The sequence below is a fragment of the Thermoleophilum album genome, assembly GCF_028867705.1.
In the GTDB taxonomy this organism is placed as follows: Bacteria; Actinomycetota; Thermoleophilia; order Solirubrobacterales; family Thermoleophilaceae; genus Thermoleophilum.
Genome location: NZ_CP066171.1, coordinates 947,954 through 963,421 on the forward strand (window position 1 = coordinate 947,954; position 15,468 = coordinate 963,421).

A 15,468-nucleotide genomic window follows, 5' to 3' on the forward strand; every position below is an offset into this window, starting at 1 on the left:
AAACGTGGCGGACAGCGATCGCTCCGGGGTGCGTAGCGAGGCGCACCACGGACCTTTCGCCCGCGACCTTTTGACGCTGCTTGACAGCGATGCGGCGAGGCGGGCGCGCACGCGCGGCGGCCTCGTGTGTGCGGTGCGCGAGTTGCCGGCGGCGCTCGACCCGGCGCTGGCGGTCGCCCGCCTGCGGCAGCCGGGCGAGCGGTGGTTCGCGTTCGAGGTGCCTGATCGCGCGGGGTTCGCTGTGGCGGGAACGGGCGTGGTACGGCGCGTACGGAGCGCCGGTCCCGGCCGTTTCGCCGCGGCCGCGGGGCGCTGGCGCGAGGCGGTGGCCGGTGCTGCTGTCGCCCACGGCGACGGCGGCGGGGCGCTGCCGCTGGCGGTGCCGGTCGCTGTGGGCGGGTTCGCTTTCGCCGACAGTGGCCCGACGACGCCGCAGTGGGACGGGTTCGGCGCTCTCGACTTCGTCTTTCCCGAGGTAGCGATCGTCCGCGAAGGCGGCCGTTCTTGGCTCGTACTGCAGGCCGCCAGTGATGCAGCGGCGGTCGGCGCGCGCGCCGACGCCGTCGCGCGACTGCTCGACGTGCGGCTGGCGGCGCCGCTGCTCGATCCCGATCCCTTGTCGCGGCCACGGATCACGAGCGTGCTGGCGCCCGAACACTTCGAGGAGGCGGTGCGCCGCGCCACGGCGCTGCTGCGCGCGGGCGAGGCCGAGAAGGTCGTTCTCGCGCGGGCGGTGCGGGTCGACACGCGCAGCGCGATCGATCCACTCGCGCTCTACTGCGCTTTGCGCGAGGTGTTTCCAGCGTGCTACACGTACCTCGTCGGCGCCGCCGACGCGAGCTTCGTCGGTGCCACCCCCGAACTGCTCGTGCGGCGCGACGGTTTGCGGGTGCAGACAGTGGCGCTCGCCGGCACCGCGCGGCGCAGCGCCGACCCGGCCGTCGACCGTCACCTCGGCGAGCAGCTCGCGCGCGACCCCAAACAGCGCCGCGAGCACGAGATCGTCGCGCGACGGATAGCGCGCAACCTCGAGCCGCTAGCGGTGTGGGTGACGGTCGCCGCCGAACCGCAGCTCGTGCGCGTGCACAACGTGCAGCACCTGGCGACCCCGATACGCGCGCAGCTGCGCGAGCCGGTGACGCTGTTCGAGCTCGCCGAGCGCCTCCATCCGACCCCCGCGATCGGGGGGGAGCCGCGCGCCGCGGCGGCGCGGCTCGTGCCGGCGCTCGAGGGCATCGACCGCGGGTGGTACGCGGGCGGGATCGGCTGGATCGACCGCGACGGCGGGGGCGAGCTGGCCGTCGCACTGCGCTGTGCGCTGGTGCGCGGCACGAGCGCCGAGCTCTACGCCGGGTGTGGGATCGTCGCCGAGTCGGACCCTGCCGCCGAGCTCGCCGAAACCGAGGCCAAGCTCGCGGCGGTGCTGCCGCTCTTCGGCTGAGCGTGTTGCTGCGCGGATGCGGCAGCGGCTGCGCGGATGCGGCAGCCGGGGCCGCTCAGAGCCCGAGCGCCGCGCGCGCGGCGGCTACAGCGCGTTCGCGCAGTGCGCTCCAAGCGTTGCGCGTCACTCGACGATCGCAGTGCACGACGATGAGGCCCGGCTCGTCGAGCGCCCTGGAGAGCTCGTCGCTGCCCGCCGGCTCGCGCAGCTCGAGGCCGGCGAGCTGCGCGAGCGCCGCGAAGTCAAGGTCGTGCGGGGTAGCGATGAACTCTTCGTAGAGCGGCGGCGGTGCGCTCGCTGCGACGGGCAGGAACTCGAATATGCCGCCGCCGGCGTTGTTGACGCAGACGATCGTCGGCTCCAGCCCTAGCCGCCGTGCAGCGAGGAGACCTCCCAGGTCGTGCAACAGAGCGAGTTCGCCGATCAATAGGTAGAGCCTGCGACCGCTCGCGAGCGCCGCGCCGGCCGCAGCCGACACGACGCCGTCGATGCCGTTCGCGCCCCGGTTGGCGAGCACCACGACGTCAGCGGCGCGCGGCCCGACGAAGGTCTCGACCGCGCGGATCGGCAGCGAGCTCGACAGCCACAGGAGCGATCCGTCACCGATCGCGGCGGTGAGGGCGCGCGCGACCGCGGGCTCGCTGAACGCGTCGCGCTCGGAGCCGGCCAGAGCGTCGCGCGTCGCACGCTCGGCGGCCGTCCAAATCGCTTGCCAACGGCTCGCGCCGCCGGTTGCGCTCGCGCGCTCACGGTGCTCACCGCGCTCGTCGAGGCGCGCGAGCAGCGCCGCGACGAGCGCGTCCGGTGCGGCCTGGACGACGCGTTCGGCGCGTCTCGTCGGTTCGTGCCAGGCTAGCCACGGGTCGCAAACGAGCTGTGGCCAGCGTGCCAAGGCGGCCCGCAGCGTCTTCGAGGTCGGCGTCTCGCCGAAGCGAAGCACCAGCTCGGGCTCGAGCGCCGCGACGATTTCCGGGTCGCTGAGGAATAGGTCGTAGTGGCAGACGACGGACGGATCGGCGTCCGGGCCGATCCTTGCGCCCGACGTCGGCTCGGCCAGGAGCGGCCATCCGAGCCGTGCGGCGAGGCGCAAGATACGGGCGCAGCCGAGCGCCTCGGACGCGCTCGCGTCCGAGCGCTCGCGCGATGCCGAAACCGTCCCTGCGCCGAGGTGGCCGACCACGATCAGTCCGCGCTCGATGCGCGCGAGTTCCGCGGCGAGCGCGTCGAGCTCCGCCTCGTCGGGCAGCGGCAACCCCCGCACGACTCGATGCCACGGAGCTCCACCGCTGCGGCCGGCGAGCGCAGTCTCGTCGGCCGCAACCGCACCGCCGCGGGCGGGATCGTCGCTCCCGCTGCCGGGTGGCGGCGGAGCGAGCGGTTCGCGCAGGGGAAAGTTGACGTGCACCGGCCCGGGGCGAGGGGCCAGCGTGCGCGCATGGACGCGGGTCGCCAGCGAGCGGTGGTAGACCAGGGCCTCGGGCGTCGCTGCGTGGTTGCCGGCGTCGACGAACCAACGCACCGCCCGCCCGAAGATCCCGAGCTGGTCGATCGCCTGGCCGGCGCCGGTGTCGCGCAGCTCGGGCGGCCGATCGGCGGTGAGCGCCAGCAGTGGAACGTTGCCTTGGTCGGCCTCGGCGATCGCCGGGTGCAGGTTCGCCACTGCCGTGCCCGACGTGACCGCGACCGCAGCGGGTCGAGCACAGGCGCGCGCCGCACCGACGGCGAAAAACCCGGCCGCGCGTTCGTCGAGCACCGACACCGACCGCACATCGGGGTGGGCGGCGAGGGCAAGTGCGAGCGGCGCGTTGCGCGATCCGGGCGCGACCACCGCGAGCGCCACTCCGCTTCGCGCGAGCTCGTCGACGAACGCGACGATGCCGCCGTAGACGCTGTCGGTAGCCCAGCCAGCAGGCGGCCACGGCGCCGGTCCGTGGCTCATCGTGACCTCCCGCTCCGCCGACCCCGGCGCCCCAACTCGGTGACCGCGAGCACTTCGGCGCCGAGGCGCGCGAGGGTGCCAGGGTCGCAGGGGACGCCCAGCCCCGGCCCGTCGGGCACTGCGAGTACGCCGGCTTCCGGCGCGCCGAGCAGTTCCGTCACCGGGCCGTCCAAGAGGCTTAGTGTCGCCAGCCCGCAAGCGAGACGCAGCTGCTGCTCGGACGCGAGCTGCAGCGCCGCGGCGATCCCCCACGGTCCTTCGAGCATGCTCGCAAGGTAGGGCTCGAGGCCGCGCTCGCGGGCGCGCTCGATCGCCGCCCGCGCCGGCCCGATACCACCGGCGCGCTGCAGCTTGATGCAAACGGCGTCGCAGGCTTCGAGCGCGGCTGCCCGCTCGACGTCGGCAGCGTCGCAGATCGACTCGTCGGCGGCGATCGCCACCGACACGCGCGAGCGCACCTCGCGCAGCTCCTCGAGCGTCGCACACGGTTGCTCGACAAGCTCCAGATCGAAACGCTCGAGCGCACGGATCGCAGCCACCGCCTGCTCGACGCTCCAGCGGCCGTTGGCATCGACGCGCAGCGCCGGCCACGAGCCGACAGCGTGTCGAACCGCGGCGACGCGCTCGCTGTCGTCGGGCAAACCGACCTTCAACTTGAATGTCGAGAACCCGGCCTCGACCGCCCGGCGTGCGTGCTCGGCGACCTCGGCTGGGGGTCCGGCGGCGAGCGTGACGTTGACCGGCACGGCGTCGCTTCCGAGGCGACACAGCGTGCGCCCCTCGCGGCGCGCCTCGAGGTCGAGGCGGGCGATCTCCTCGCAGGCGCGCGCCGCCGGTGGGCGGCGTCCCCGCTGCGTCGTGAGCGCTTCGAGCGCTTGCCGCGGGTCGCTGCCGTCGTGTTCGGGCAACGGTGCGGCTTCCCCGATCCCGCACGCGCCGTCCTCCTCGAGGGTGAGCAGGAACAGCTCGCGTTGCGTCACGACCCCGGTGGCGGTGATGAACGGTTCGCGCAGCGGTACCGCCAGTCGCCAGACCCGACGCTCGACCAAGCTCATCGCCGATCGTCGCTCACGCCACCAGCAGACCGACCGCGAGCAGCGCCGAGTGCACGGCGAGCAGCCGCCCTGTGGCTGCAAGCGCCTGGTTGAGCGTCGGCCCGTCGGTCGCGCTCGCGACGGCACGCAGCGGGGGTGGCGCTAGGGGTGCGGCGAGAAGGCTCGCGAGGGTGGGTGGCGGCAGCTCGCCCGCTGCGACGTACACGCCCGGCAGCACGAGCGCCGTGGCCACGCAGGCGATGTAAAGACGACGGGTGCGGCGGCGGCCGAGGCGAACCGCGAGCGTGATCTTGCCGGCGCGACGGTCGCTCTCGAGGTCGCGGACGTTGTTGACGACGAGGATCGCGGCAGCGAGCAGACCGACCGGCACGGCCAAGAGCAGGCTCGCCGTCGCGAGTCGCTCGCTCTGCACGTAGTACGAGCCGCCGACCGCGACGAGTCCGAAAAAGACAAAGACGAACAGCTCGCCGAGCCCCGCGTAGCCGTAGGGACGCGGGCCGCCGGTGTAGAGGACACCGGCGATGATCGAAGCGACACCGATCACGAGCACCCAGATACCGGCGACGGCGGTGAGATAGAGGCCACAGCCGACCGCGGCTGCGAAAGCGACCCATGCGCCGGCGAGCACGCGCCGCGGTGGCATCAACCCGCCCGCCGTTACGCGCACCGGACCGAGCCGGTCCTCGCGATCGGCGCCGCGGCGCGCGTCGGAGTAGTCGTTGGCCAGGTTGGTGCCGATCTGGATCAAGATCGATCCGGCGAGAGCAGCGGCGAAGCGCAGCGGATGGAAGACGCCGTCGTGCACCGCCAGGGCGGTACCCACCAGCACGGGAGCGATCGACGCCGGCAGCGTGCGCGGCCGGATCGCCAGCAGCCACAGCCGCAGCGTTCCCGTAGGCACGCGCGCCGCTGCGCCGGTCACGGGCGGCGCGGGAAGCGGCCGAAGTCGGGGCGGCGCCCTTCCAGGTAGGCGTCCCGCCCTTCCTGCGCTTCTTCGCTCATGTAGAAGAGCAGGTTGGCGTCGTGCGCGAGCTGCTGGATACCAGCGAGGCCGTCGTCGGCAGCGTTGAAACTCGCCTTCAAAAGGCGCAGCGCGAACGGCGAGAGCTCGAGCATCTCCCGGCACCAGCGCACGGTCTCGATCTCCAGCTGCTCGAGAGGAACGACAGCGTTGACAAGCCCCATGCGCAGTGCCTGTTCGGCGTCGTACTGCCGGCACAAAAACCAGATCTCCTTGGCACGCTTGAGGCCGATCGTGCGCGCCAAGAGACCAGCCCCGTAGCCACCGTCGAAACTGCCGACGCGCGGGCCGCTCTGCCCGAAGCGGGCGTTGTCGGCCGCGATCGTCAGATCGCACAGAAGGTGCAGAACATGGCCGCCGCCGACCGCGTAGCCGGCGACCATCGCGACGATCGGTTTCGGCAGCCGCCGCATCTGCAAATGCAGGTCGGTGACGTGGAAACGGCCGACCCCGCGGCGGCCGGCCTCGTCCTCCTGGCCGACGTACCCCGAATCGGCGCGCACGCGCTGGTCGCCGCCGGAGCAGAACGCCAACGGGCCCTCTCCGGTGAGGATCACGACGCCGACATCGGGGTCCTCGCGCGCCCGCTCGAAAGCGTCGGCGATCTCGACGACCGTCTTGGGCCGGAACGCGTTGCGCACCTCGGGCCGGTCGATCGTGATCTTGGCGATCCCGTCGGCCAGCTCGTAGCGGATGTCCTCGTAGCTGGCGCCCGGTTTCCAGTCGGCGCCGGGGAGGATCGAGCGCTTAGCCTGCTCGGCTGCCCACGCTGCGCGCGCTTCGCGGTCGACGGTTGCCATCGCGGCCGAGAACGATACCGAGCTGCCGCCGCTGCGATCCTTGCGCCGTGCCGCGAGCGCAGCGCACTTCCGCGTCCGCCGCTGACGGGCCGACCGAGGCGCGAGCGACGACGCTCGCGCTGCCCCCTCTCGCCGAGATTACGGACGGCGAGCGAACGATCGAGCAAGCTGAGTTCGCCGCCCTGGTCGATCGGGCGAGCGGTGAGCTCGCAGATGCCGGTGTGGGGTGCGGCAGTCGCGTCGCCGCGGCGCTGCGGCCCGGTCCCGCGGCCGCGATCCTGCTCTGGGCGGCGCACGCGCTTGGAGCGAGCATCGTCGCGCTCGATCCGGACAGCCCCGCCGAGCTGCGGCAACGTGCGGCTCGAAGCGCCGGGGCGGGGTTCGTGATCGAGAAGGTGGCTGTGGCTGCGCCCGGCGGCGATCCTCCGCTCGAGCTCGCCGCACGCCCTCTCGATGGGGCGCGGCGCGTCGGCGCGCCGACGTCGGTGCCCGGCGGTGCTAGCTGGGACGCAGCGCCCGAGGGCCCGCCGCTGACGATCCTACGAACGTCGGGTACCACCGGCCGGCCGAAGCTTGTTCCGCTTTGGGCTCGCCAGCACCTGGCGAGCGCACGTGCCGCCTGTCAGGCGCTGCGCGCGGGCAGCGGCGACCGCTGGCTTTGCGTGCTGCCGCTTTTCCATGTCGGCGGGTTGTCGATCCTGTTTCGCGCCGCCGTGAGCGGCGCTGCCGTCGAGTTTCACGAGCGCTTCGACGCGGAGCGCGTCGCGGCGCGCTTGCGCTCGGGCGAGATCAGCCACTGCTCGCTCGTCCCGACGATGCTGAGGCGGCTGCTCGATCGCCTGCCCGGGCGCTGGGCGCGCAGCCCCCGTTGCGTTCTCCTCGGCGGCAGCGCGGTCGACCGCGATCTTTTGGAGCGGGCGGCGGCGGCCGGGATCCCCGTCTACCGCACCTACGGGATGACCGAAACCGCGTCACTTGTAGCTGTGGCCGGTCCGGGCGAAGAGTGGGCGCGGCCGCTGCCCGGCGTCGAGCTCGCTGTCGACCCTGGCAGCCGAGAGATCCTGATTCGTGGAGAGATGGTGTCGCCGGCCTGCTGTGCGGCCGACGGCTGGCTACGCAGCGGCGATCTCGGCGAGCTCGACAGCAGGGGCCGCTTGCGCGTGCACGGTCGCCTGAAGACCCTGATAATCAGCGGCGGCGAGAACGTCTCGCCCGAGGAGGTAGAGCGCACGCTCGAGTCGCACCCCGCGGTGCGCGAGGCGGGGGTCGCGGGTGTGCCGGACCGCGAGTGGGGGGAAGCGGTGGTAGCTGTCGTCGTGCCCGCCGCGGCGGTGGGCGATGGCCACGACGCTCGCGGCCTGGTCGAGGCGCTGCGCGCCCACTGCCGCGCGCAGCTCGAGCGCTACAAAGTCCCGAAACGCATTTTCTTCGCCGACGCCTTGCCGCGCACCGCGCTCGGCAAGCTCGATCGCGGCGAGCTTGCGCGCACCGCGCGCGACTTCGCCGAGCGCGAGGGATAGAGTGCCGGACGATGATCTACGACCAGGATGCCGATCTCGGCAAGCTCGAAGGTAAGACCGTCGCGATCATCGGCTACGGGTCGCAGGGCCACGCGCACGCGCTGAACTTGCGCGACTCCGGCGTCGACGTTGTCGTCGGCCTGCGGCCAGGCTCGGCGTCGCGCGCCGAAGCCGAGCGCGAGGGTCTGCGTGTTCTCGACGTCGCCGACGCCGCCAGCGCCGGCGACGTGGTGATGATCCTGATCCCGGATGAGCGCCAAGCCGAGGCCTGGGAGCGCGAGATCAAAGACGGCATCGCCCCCGGCAACCTGTTGCTCTTCGCGCACGGTTTCTCGATCCACTTCGGCCAGATTGAGCCGTCGAGCGAGGTTGACGTCGGCATGGTCGCTCCCAAAGGACCAGGGCACCTCGTTCGTCGCCAGTTCCAGGAGGGCAAGGGCGTTCCCGGGCTCGCTGCCGTCCACCAGGACGCCACCGGAAACGCCCGCGACCTCGTGCTCGCCTACGCGAAGGGGATCGGCTGCACCCGCGCGGGCGTGATCGAGACCACCTTCCGCGAAGAGACCGAAACCGACCTATTCGGCGAGCAAGCGGTGCTCTGTGGCGGCCTCACCGAACTCGTGCGCGCCGGTTTCGAAACGCTCGTCGAAGCTGGCTACGACCCGCGGCTCGCGTACTTCGAGTGCCTGCACGAGATGAAGCTGATCGTCGACCTCATGTACGAGGGCGGCATCTCGTGGATGCGGCACTCGATCTCCAACACCGCCGAGTACGGCGATCTCACGCGCGGCAAGCGGGTGATCGGCGAGGCGTCGCGGCGGGCGATGAAGGAAATCCTCGCCGAGATCCAGTCCGGCGAGTTCGCGCGCGAATGGATCGCCGAGAACCGCGCCGGGGGCGAGAACTTCCAGCGCCTGCGCGAGGAGGGCAAGCGTCACCAGATCGAGCAGGTGGGACGCGAGCTGCGCGCGATGATGCCCTGGATTGCCGAGCAGTCGCCTGAGCGTGACTGAGACTTGCCGCGTAGATAGGTGAGCGAAGACCTCAGGTAATCTCGCCGAGCGATGGCTGCGCCCAACCCCTACGTCAAGCGTTACTTGATGACGGCAGGTCCGACGCCGCTCCCGCCCGAGGTGGAGCTGGCGATGGCGCAGCCCATGCTGTACCACCGTGCGCCCGCCTTCATCGAGGTGTACGCGCGCGTGCTCGAGCGTCTGCGCGGCGTCTTCCGCACCGAGAACGACGTGCTCGTCTTTGCCTCGTCCGGCTCGGGAGCGATGGAGTCGGCCGTGGCGAACCTCGTTCGCCCGGGCGAGCGCTGCGTGGTCGCAAGCTGCGGCAAGTTCGGTGAGCGGTGGGCGGAGCTCTGCCAGGCGTTCGGTGGTGAGCTCGTTCATTACGACGCCGGCTGGGGCAACAAGGTCGACCCGGCCGAGCTCGACGCCACGCTGGCACGCGCCGGCGGTGCCCGCGTCGTGTTCACCACGCTGTCCGAGACGTCGACGGGTGTCGTCAACGACGTCAGAGCGCTCGCCGACGTCGCCCACAGCCACGGCGCCTTGATCTGTGTCGACGCTGTGTCGGGGCTCGGTGCGGTGCCGTGCGAGCAAGACGAGTGGGGTCTGGATGTGGTGGTCTCGGGCTCCCAGAAAGCGCTGATGGCCCCGCCCGGCCTGGGGCTTACGAGCGTCAACGAGCGCGCTCTCGCCCACGCCGCCGAGCAGCCGGGAGGCCGCTACTACTTCGACTGGACGCGCACCGTCAAGGGCCAACGCAAGGATCCCCCCGATAGCCCCTTCACCCCGGCGGTCAGCTTGATCCTCGGACTCGACGCGGCGCTCGCGCTGATCGAGGAGGAGGGGCTCGAGCGCGTGCTCGAGCGCCACCGCCTGCTCGGCAGAGCGACGCGCGCCGCGGTCAAGGCTCTTGGCCTCGAGCTGTTCGGACCCGACGACGACGGTGCCAACGTGGTCACGGCGATGCGCGTGCCTGAAGGGATCGAAGGTGCGCGCATACCGAAGCTGATGCGCGACAAGTACGGCGTCACGATCGCGGGCGGGCAAGGCAAGCTGAAGGGCAAGATCGCTCGCATCGCACACTGCGGCTACTTTGGCGCGTTCGACATCGTCACGACGATCGCCGCGCTCGAGATGACCCTCAGCGAGCTCGGCTACGAGCTCGAGCTGGGCAGCGGTGTTGCCGCAGCGCAGCGCGTGTTCCTCGAGGCCGGTGTGGCCGCCGGCCGGGTGGCGTGAGCGACGCCGGCGCGAAAACCGCGAGCAACGCGCACGCGGCGACGGGCGACGACCCGGGCGCGCGACCGCGTGTGCTCGTGGCCGAGAAGATCGCCCAGTCCGGGATCGACCTCCTAGCGCGCCACTTCGACGTCGTCGTCGGCACCGATTGGGACGCCGACACTCTGCGCGAGCGGATCGGCGAGTTCGACGGCATCGTCATCCGTTCGGGGACGCGCCTCGACAGCGACCTGATCGCTCGCGCCACCCGCCTGCAGGTGATCGGCCGCGCCGGCATCGGCGTCGACAACGTCGACGTCGAGGCGGCGACGCGGCGAGGGATCATCGTCTGCAACGCCCCTCAATCGAACGTGATCGCCGCCGCCGAGCACACGGTCGCTTTGATGCTCGCGGTCGCACGCCGTATCCCCCAGGCGCACGCGTCGCTTGTCGGCGGGCGCTGGGAGCGTTCCCGCTTTTCGGGCAGCGAGCTGTACGAGAAGACGCTCGGCATCCTCGGTTTCGGCCGCATCGGCCGGCTCGTGGCGGCGCGGGCACGGGCGTTCGGGATGCGCGTCGTCGCCTACGACCCGTACGTGTCGAACGAACGTTTCCGCGAGCTCGGGGCCGAGCGCGCCGAACGTCCCGAGGACGTGTACCGCCAGGCCGACTTCGTGAGCCTGCACCTGCCGCGCACCCCCGAGACCGAGGGGATGGTGGGTACCGAGGCGTTTGCGCAGATGCGCGACGGCGCCTACCTGGTCAACTGCGCACGCGGCGAGCTCGTCGACCTCGACGCGCTCTGCGCGGCGCTCGACTCGGGCAAGCTCGCCGGCGCTGCCCTCGATGTCTTTCCCGACGAGCCGCTCACCGAGCACCGTCTCTTCAGGTACGAGAACGTCGTCGTCACCCCCCACCTCGGTGCATCGACAGCCGAGGCGCAGGACCGCGCGGGCGTACAAACGGCTGAGCAGGTCGTCGCCGCGCTGACGGGCGGGGTCGTCACCACCGCCGTCAACGTGCCGGCGGTAGCGGCCGAGGATCTCGAGCTGCTGGGACCGTTCGTACCGCTCTGTCGCGACCTCGGCAGGATCGCCGTGGAGCTAGCAGGCGGTGCGGCGATCGAGCGCGTCGAGGTCGAGGCGCGCGGTCGCATCGCCGAGCGCGACACGCGGCTGCTCACCGTCGCCGTGCTCGAAGGCATCCTGCGGGGGCGCACCGAGGAAGACGTCAACCTCGTGAACGCTCCGGCTTTGGCCGAGGAGCGCGGCATCGGCGTGTCCGAGCTGAAGGAGGCGCGGGCGCGCGACTTCACCGATCTCGTCCGCATCACCGTGCGGTCCGACGGCCGCGCGGTGCGTGTCGTCGGCACTGTGCTCGGTACGCGCAGCCGCCCGCACCTGCTCGAAGCCTGGGGGCAGCGTTTCAACGTTCAGCTCGAGCGCCATCTGGCGCTGTTCCGCTACCGCGACCAGCCGGGCATGCTCGGCCACGTCGGGCAGGTCTTCGGACGTCACGGCATCAACATCGTTTCGGCGGCGGTCGGTCGCCATCCCGAGGAGGGCGAGGGCAGCGGCCACGATGTGGCAGTCATGGTCGTCACCACCGACCAGCCCGTGCCGCCGGGGGTGTTGCACGAGGTGCTACAAGCCGAGGGCTTCTACGAGGGGCGCTCGGTCGACCTGTAGCTCACCGGCGGATCGATCCTCACGACGCAAGCCTGCCGGCGCGCGCCGTAGCCGGCAGCGGCCACTGCACCACGGGCTGCTCGTCGGCGACTGCGTCGAGCACCCGCTCGGCCACCTCGTGAGCGCCGATACCGGTCGGGAGCGCGGGTGGCGAGCCGTACAGCGAGCGGCGTGCGAAACCGGTCTCGACGTGTGGCGGCTGCACATCCACGACCAGCAGCCCGCGCCGACGCTGCTCGCGCCGAAGGACATCGAGGTACGCCGAAAGCCCTGCCTTCGCCGCGACGTAGTGGGCCATGCGCGCCGGCCGCGTGCGCACCACGGCACCAGTGATCGCGCAGACGAAGCCCGGTGTGCGGATCGTCGCCAGGGCGCTCTCGATCAGCGCGACCGCCCCGAGCAAGTTGACCTCGAAAAGCTCGCGCGCTACGGGCTGTGGGATCTTGCCGACCTCGGCGAAAGCGACCCTGCCGGCACAGAGCACGAGCCCGTCGATACCGGCGCCGCCGGTCAGGTTCTCGAGCGCGCTGCGCAGCGTTCCGGGCTGTCGGAGATCAAAAGGCAACGCTCGCGTCCCCGATCGACGGATGTGTTCCAAGGCGGCTGCGTCGCGTCCAAGGACGACCGGGTCGGCGCCCCGCTCGCGGAGCGCTGCGACAAGCTCGCGCCCGATCTCCCCGGTGCCGCCCGCGACGACGACCGTCTTGCCTGCCAGCTCCATCATCCGCGGTACGGTCGGCGAGCCGCGAAGGGGTCAAGTGGGTCGTGGGGAACAGCGCACGCGTTCTGCTCGCACGGAGCGCACCACAGCGCTCGCGCGCCGCGGCCCTTTCGACGACAACGCGACACGAGGCGACACACGCGCCTGCTTTGCCGGCCAGTGCGTTGCTAGCCTTACTTCTCGATGTCGTTCCTCCGCGACCTACGCCTCCTTCTTCTCCCCCTTCGGGGGGAGTGAGCGTGCGCTGGGGCCGCGAACGGCGGCCAGAGGTGAAGGAAGGGAGCCGTAGGTCCGATCAGAGGAGCAGGGAGCGACATGACAGCTGACGTCGACAACAAGCGCGAGCGCAAACCGGAAAACCGCGTAAAGATCTTCGACACCACCCTCCGCGACGGCGAGCAGTCGCCGGGGATCTCGCTCAACCCCCAGGAGAAGCTCGAGATCGCGCACCAGCTCGCGCGCCTCGGGGTCGACATCATCGAAGCCGGCTTCCCAATCACCTCTCCGGGCGACTTCGAAGCTGTGCAGCTGATCGCGCGCGAGGTCGAGGGTCCGGTGATCTGTGCGCTCGCGCGCACCGCCAAGCAAGACATCGACGCTGCTTGGAACGCGATCAAGGATGCCGAGCGGCCGCGCATCCACACCTTCATCGCAACCTCCGACATCCACATCGAACGCAAGCTCCAAACCACGCGCGACGACGTAAAGGGCCAGGCGCGCGCCGCGGTCGCCTACGCGCGCGAGCTCTGCGACGACGTCGAGTTCTCGCCCGAGGACGGGTCGCGGTCGGACATCGAGTTCATGGCCGAGGTGATTCAGATCGCGATCGAAGAGGGCGCTACCACGATCAACGTGCCCGACACCGTCGGCTACACGATGCCGCACGAGTACGCGGAGATGTTCCGCAAGCTCTACGAGCTCGTGCCGGATCTCAAGAAGGTGACGGTGTCGGTGCACTGCCACAACGACCTCGGACTCGCCGTCGCGAACTCGCTGGCCGGGCTGATGGCCGGCTGTCGCCAGGTCGAGTGCGCGGTGAACGGGATCGGCGAGCGCGCCGGTAACGCCTCGCTCGAAGAGATCGTGATGCTGTTGCACACCCGCGAGCCGTCGCTCGGGCTGTGGACGGGAATAAACACGCGCGAGATCGCCCGCACCAGCCGGTTGGTTTCGCGCCTCACCGGCTACCCGGTGCAGCCCAACAAGGCGATCGTCGGCCGCAACGCCTTCGCGCACGAAGCTGGCATCCACCAGGACGGCGTGCTCAAGGATCGCACCACCTACGAGATCATGGATGCGCGCACGATCGGGCTCGAGTCGAACCAGATCGTGCTCGGCAAGCACTCGGGGCGGCACGCTTTGCGCAAGGCGCTCGAGGAGCTTGGGCTGCGCGTCGACGGCGCCGCCCTCAACCAGGCTTTCCAGCGCTTCAAGGAGATCGCTGACAAGAAGAAGCAGGTGACGGCGCTGGACCTCGAGGCGATCGTGTCCGACGAGATCAAGCACCGGCCGCAAGCGTTCGAGCTTGTCGCCTTCGACGTCGAGGCGTCGTCGCGGCGCACGCCGCTCGCACGGGTCGAGGTGCAGACCCCCGACGGCGAGGTGCGATCGGGGAGCTTCACCGGAGACGGTCCGGTCGACGCGCTTTTCAGCGCTATCAACGCTGCCGTCGGCAAGGAGGCGCGGCTGCGCGAGTATCGCGTGGGCGCTATTACGGGCGGGCGCGATGCGCTTGGCGAGGTGACCGTTCAGGTCGAGGTCGACGGGCGCGTAGCAAGCGGGGTCGGCGTGTCGACCGACATCATCGAGGCGTCTGGCAAAGCGTACGTGCGGGCGCTCTCCAACGCTCTGGCCGAGTCCGCCGCTGCCGAGGCCGAGCACCACCTCCAGCAAGCGGCACGCGAAGTCCCGACGCCGTGACCGGCGCTTTGACGCCGCGAGCGCTGGTGGCGAGCGGCGCGTTCGAGTGGCGAAATGACGGCCGCTTGGTGCGCTTCGCCCCGGGCGCCCGCCACGAGCTCGCCACGCACGTCGAGCGTGCCGGTTTCGCCCGGCCGCTGGTGCTCGTCGGGCGCCGGGCCGACACAGCGGCGCTCGCGGCTCTGCTCCCGGGAGCGGAGGTGGTGGCGGTCGGGCCGGGGCGCGTAGACGAGCTGTCGGCCGAGCTTCTGCCCGCTCTACGCGGGCACGACGTGGTAGCGATCGGCGGTGGACGCGTCATCGACTGCGCGAAAGCGGTAGCCGCGGTGACCGGTGCGCGCTGTGCCGCCGTTCCCACCACCCTGAGCGGCGCCGAGATGACGGGCTTCCACCGTTTGCCGCGCGGTCACGAGCAGGCCGCTCGCGGGATGGTCCGGCCGGAGCTCGTTGTTTGGGATCCCGACCTACTCGCCGAAGCGCCGCAGCGGCTGCTTGCCGAGAGCGCCGCGAACGCGCTCGCCCACGCGCTCGAGGCGCTCTACACCAAACGCGCATCGCCGGTCGCGAGCGCCGCGGCGCTCGCCGGCAGCGAGCTTCTCGCAACCGGGCTGCGCCTGCTCGGCGAGGATGGCGCGGTCGAGCGGCGAGAGCTGCATGGCACGCTCGCGCTCGGCGCACTGTTGGCGGGCTGGGCGTCGGGGGAAGCGGGCATCGCCTTCCACCACGCGCTCTGCCAGACGCTCGTGCGTGAGCTCGGTTGCGCTCACGCGACTACCAATGCGGCGGTGCTTGTAGCAAGCGCGCGACACGCAGCTCGTGCAGCAAGTCCGGCAGTCAGCGCCTGGCTCGAAGCCTTCTTGCGCGGGGCCGGCGTGCGCGCAAGCCAGGCCGCGGCAAGCACCAGCGAGCAAGCGCTGGCAGCGGTCGCCGAGCGCCTCGCGGGCGCCGGTGCGCGTCCGCCCGCGGAGCTGCAGAACCTCGACGAGCGCGACATCGTCGCGCTAGCGCGCACGGCGGCCGCCCACCCGGCCGCTCGGGCAGCGGTGTTCCCTTGCGACAGCGAGGCTCTCGCGGCGGTTCTGCGCGATGCCGTTCGCGCCGCTCGCGCTCGCGGCTGATCTGTTCGCGC

The 15,468-nt window shown here is 71.3% G+C and carries 11 protein-coding genes and 1 pseudogene; 7 read left to right on the forward strand and 5 right to left on the reverse strand.

The genetic code is table 11. The features are described from left to right. Nucleotides 1-4: 4 nt before the first annotated feature. Nucleotides 5-1,441, forward strand: a complete 1,437-nt coding sequence (locus tag JDY09_RS04410) for an isochorismate synthase (protein WP_274717845.1) — start codon at nt 5-7, stop codon at nt 1,439-1,441. 172 nt (nt 1,442-1,613) lie between these two features. On the opposite strand, the pseudogene menD reads toward JDY09_RS04410, so the two are convergent. The 4 genes and pseudogenes from menD to menB form a co-directional block, all read right to left on the reverse strand. Beyond that, nucleotides 1,614-3,380, reverse strand: a pseudogene (gene menD / locus JDY09_RS04415) (2-succinyl-5-enolpyruvyl-6-hydroxy-3-cyclohexene-1-carboxylic-acid synthase); the annotation flags it as partial. After that, nucleotides 3,377-4,435 (reverse strand): mandelate racemase/muconate lactonizing enzyme family protein, encoded by a 1,059-nt coding sequence (locus JDY09_RS04420; RefSeq protein ID WP_274717847.1) that lies wholly within the window; start codon nt 4,433-4,435, stop codon nt 3,377-3,379. The gene JDY09_RS04420 and the pseudogene menD, both read right to left, overlap by 4 nt. Nucleotides 4,436-4,448: 13 nt before the next feature. Next, nucleotides 4,449-5,357: a 1,4-dihydroxy-2-naphthoate polyprenyltransferase gene (locus JDY09_RS04425; protein WP_274717849.1), complete on the reverse strand. Its 909-nt coding sequence runs from the start codon at nt 5,355-5,357 to the stop codon at nt 4,449-4,451. Beyond that, on the reverse strand, nt 5,354-6,256 hold the full coding sequence (gene menB / locus JDY09_RS04430; protein WP_274717850.1) for a 1,4-dihydroxy-2-naphthoyl-CoA synthase: 903 nt from the start codon (nt 6,254-6,256) through the stop codon (nt 5,354-5,356). The genes JDY09_RS04425 and menB overlap by 4 nt, the downstream gene beginning before the upstream one ends. A gap of 47 nt (nt 6,257-6,303) precedes the next feature. On the opposite strand from menB, the gene JDY09_RS04435 reads away from it, so the two are divergent. From JDY09_RS04435 to serA, 4 genes are read left to right on the forward strand one after another with little or no spacing between them, the layout of a single operon-like run. Beyond that, entirely contained in the window at nt 6,304-7,776 is a 1,473-nt protein-coding gene (locus JDY09_RS04435; RefSeq protein ID WP_274717851.1) for an AMP-binding protein, read from the forward strand. 11 nt (nt 7,777-7,787) lie between these two features. Continuing rightward, nucleotides 7,788-8,789 (forward strand): ketol-acid reductoisomerase, encoded by a 1,002-nt coding sequence (gene ilvC, locus JDY09_RS04440; RefSeq protein ID WP_274717852.1) that lies wholly within the window; start codon nt 7,788-7,790, stop codon nt 8,787-8,789. A gap of 51 nt (nt 8,790-8,840) precedes the next feature. Beyond that, nucleotides 8,841-10,031 (forward strand): pyridoxal-phosphate-dependent aminotransferase family protein, encoded by a 1,191-nt coding sequence (locus JDY09_RS04445; protein ID WP_274717853.1) that lies wholly within the window; start codon nt 8,841-8,843, stop codon nt 10,029-10,031. Beyond that, nucleotides 10,028-11,698: a phosphoglycerate dehydrogenase gene (gene serA, locus JDY09_RS04450; protein ID WP_274717854.1), complete on the forward strand. Its 1,671-nt coding sequence runs from the start codon at nt 10,028-10,030 to the stop codon at nt 11,696-11,698. Before JDY09_RS04445 ends, serA begins: the two co-directional genes overlap by 4 nt. Nucleotides 11,699-11,717: 19 nt before the next feature. Here serA and JDY09_RS04455 read toward each other — a convergent pair whose 3' ends face one another. Then, entirely contained in the window at nt 11,718-12,422 is a 705-nt protein-coding gene (locus tag JDY09_RS04455) for an SDR family NAD(P)-dependent oxidoreductase (protein ID WP_274717856.1), read from the reverse strand. Between the two features lie 312 nt (nt 12,423-12,734). On the opposite strand from JDY09_RS04455, the gene JDY09_RS04460 reads away from it, so the two are divergent. Beyond that, on the forward strand, nt 12,735-14,339 hold the full coding sequence (locus JDY09_RS04460; protein ID WP_274717858.1) for a 2-isopropylmalate synthase: 1,605 nt from the start codon (nt 12,735-12,737) through the stop codon (nt 14,337-14,339). Further along, entirely contained in the window at nt 14,336-15,457 is a 1,122-nt protein-coding gene (locus tag JDY09_RS04465) for an iron-containing alcohol dehydrogenase (RefSeq protein WP_274717860.1), read from the forward strand. The genes JDY09_RS04460 and JDY09_RS04465 overlap by 4 nt, the downstream gene beginning before the upstream one ends. Nucleotides 15,458-15,468: the final 11 nt, after the last annotated feature.

What these genes read in the sequence shown, in the direction of transcription:
- JDY09_RS04420 (WP_274717847.1), bottom strand. Translation starts at nt 4,435, where the DNA reads ATGAGCTTGGTCGAGCGTCGGGTCTGGCGACTGGCGGTACCGCTGCGC.
- menB (WP_274717850.1), bottom strand. Translation starts at nt 6,256, where the DNA reads ATGGCAACCGTCGACCGCGAAGCGCGCGCAGCGTGGGCAGCCGAGCAG.
- ilvC (WP_274717852.1), top strand. Translation starts at nt 7,788, where the DNA reads ATGATCTACGACCAGGATGCCGATCTCGGCAAGCTCGAAGGTAAGACC.
- JDY09_RS04445 (WP_274717853.1), top strand. Translation starts at nt 8,841, where the DNA reads ATGGCTGCGCCCAACCCCTACGTCAAGCGTTACTTGATGACGGCAGGT.
- JDY09_RS04455 (WP_274717856.1), bottom strand. Translation starts at nt 12,422, where the DNA reads ATGATGGAGCTGGCAGGCAAGACGGTCGTCGTCGCGGGCGGCACCGGG.
- JDY09_RS04460 (WP_274717858.1), top strand. Translation starts at nt 12,735, where the DNA reads ATGACAGCTGACGTCGACAACAAGCGCGAGCGCAAACCGGAAAACCGC.